The organism is Actinotalea sp. C106 (assembly GCF_023630195.1).
Lineage (GTDB): Bacteria > Actinomycetota > Actinomycetes > Actinomycetales > Cellulomonadaceae > Actinotalea.
This window is the reverse complement of the sequence record NZ_JALPKN010000407.1, coordinates 1-2,186: the sequence shown is the minus strand read 5'-3', so window position 1 is coordinate 2,186 and position 2,186 is coordinate 1. Positions and strand designations below refer to the sequence as shown.

The 2,186-nt window shown below is 74.7% G+C and carries 2 protein-coding genes and 1 pseudogene; all 3 read left to right on the top strand.

The window, feature by feature from the left end:
- A pseudogene (locus L0B03_RS16955) lies at positions 1–216 on the top strand (DUF4350 domain-containing protein); the annotation flags it as partial.
- Between the two features lie 128 nt (positions 217–344).
- Positions 345–1,304, top strand: coding sequence for a MoxR family ATPase (locus L0B03_RS16950; protein ID WP_250448052.1), 960 nt, complete (start codon positions 345–347; stop codon positions 1,302–1,304).
- 10 nt (positions 1,305–1,314) lie between these two features.
- The coding region (locus L0B03_RS16945; RefSeq protein WP_250448050.1) for a DUF58 domain-containing protein at positions 1,315–2,186 on the top strand (872 nt) is incomplete at its 3' end.

The following is a 2,186-nucleotide window of genomic DNA, read 5'->3' as shown; positions in this document are numbered from 1 at the left end:
CTGCGGGCCGGCACGGCACGGCGCCTCGCGGCTCGTACGGGACTGCCCCGGACGGCCGGGGCCCCCGCCGTGATCGATGCCTTGACCCGGGCCACCGGGCGCAGCAGGGAGCAGGTCGCCGGCCTGCTCTACGGACCACCACCCACCGACGACGCCGGGCTGCTCCAGCTGGCCCGACAGCTCGACGAGCTCGAGAGCGAGGTTCACCGCACGTGACCGACCCCACCTGGCAGCAGCCCCCCGCACCCGCGGCAGACGACCCGACCCCCGCAGGCAACCCGCCCGTGGCCCCGGGCCCCTCCGAGACGCCCTCAGCGCCCGCCGCACCATCTGTCGAGGGGGCGATCACCCCCTCGACCGAGCTGCGTGAGGGGCTCGCGGCGCTGCGTGCCGAGGTCGCGAAGGCCGTCGTCGGCCAGGACGCCGCGGTCACCGGCCTGGTCATCGCCCTGCTGTGCCGCGGTCACGTGCTCCTCGAAGGCGTGCCCGGCGTGGCCAAGACGCTTCTCGTGCGGACGCTCAGCGCCGCCCTCGACCTGGACACCAAGCGCGTCCAGTTCACCCCTGACCTCATGCCCGGTGACGTCACCGGCTCCCTCGTCTACGACGCGAGCACGGCGCAGTTCTCCTTCCGGGAGGGGCCCGTCTTCACCAACCTGCTCCTCGCGGACGAGATCAACCGCACGCCCCCCAAGACGCAGGCCTCCCTGCTCGAGGCCATGGAGGAGCGCCAGGTCTCGGTGGACGGCCTGCCCAAGCCTCTGCCCGATCCCTTCCTGGTGATCGCGACCCAGAACCCCGTCGAGTACGAGGGCACCTACCCGCTGCCCGAGGCCCAGCTCGACCGGTTCCTGCTCAAGCTGACGCTGCCGCTGCCCGAGCGCGACCACGAGATCGAGGTGATGCGGCGACACTCCCAGGGCTTCGACCCGCGGGACCTCGCCGCGGCGGGCCTGCGCCCCGTGAGCGACGCCCACCAGCTCGCCCGCGCCCGTGCCGAGGTCGCGCAGGTGCAGATCTCCGACGAGGTCCTGGGCTACGCGGTCGACGTCTGCCGCGCGACCCGTCAGTCCCCCTCCCTGTCCCTGGGCGTCTCCCCCCGCGGTGGGACGGCGCTGCTGGCCACCTCGCGGGCCTGGGCCTGGCTCTCGGGGCGCGGCTACGTCACCCCGGACGACATCAAGGCCCTGGCGCACCCCACCCTGCGCCACCGCGTGCAGCTGCGCGCCGAGGCCGAGCTCGAGGGCGTCACGGCTGAGAGCGTGCTCGACACCGTGCTCGCCGCCGTCCCGGTGCCGCGCTGAGGAGCTGCTCATGACGATCACCTGGCGGGCCGTGGCCCTCATGGCCCTCGGCCTGCTCCCGGTGCTGCTCGTGCCGGCGAGCGGGGTCGTGCTCGCCTGGGCCGTGCTCGTGGTGCTCGCCTGCGCGCTCGACGTCGCGCTGGCCGCATCCCCGCGGCAGGTCGCGATCAGCCGGTCCGTGCCCACCTCGGTCCGGCTCACCGAGGCCTCGCGCTCGACCCTCGTCGTGACGAACCGCTCTCGACGGCGCCTCCGGGCGCTGGTCCGCGACGCGTGGCAGCCCTCGGCCGGAGCGACGGAGAACCGCCACGAGGTCGATCTGCCTCCGGGTGAGGCCCGACGGCTCGTGACCCCTCTGGTGCCCACGCGGCGCGGGGACCGGCACGCGGACCGGGTGACGATCCGGTCCTTCGGCCCGCTCCGCCTCGCAGCCCGACAGGTCTCCCTCGAGGTCCCCGGGCGGCTCCGGGTGCTGCCCGAGTTCGCCTCGCGACGGCACCTGCCCAGCAGGCTCGCGAGGCTCCGAGAGCTCGACGGGCGCACCGCGGTCCAGGTGCGGGGGTCGGGCACCGAGTTCGACTCCTTGCGCGAGTACGTCATCGGGGACGACGTCCGGTCCATCGACTGGCGTGCGACCGCCCGACGTTCGGAGGTGGTGGTCCGCACGTGGCGGCCCGAGCGCGACCGCCGCGTGATGATCGTCCTGGACACCTCGCGCACCTCGGCGGCCCGGATCGGCGACCTGCCCCGCATCGACGCCTCGATGGAGGCCGCACTGCTGCTCTCCGCCCTCGCGGCCCGCGCCGGGGACCGGGTCGACCTCGTCGCGTACGACCGTCGCGTCCGGGCCCAGGTCGCCGGCACCGGCGGCCCGCGCCTGCT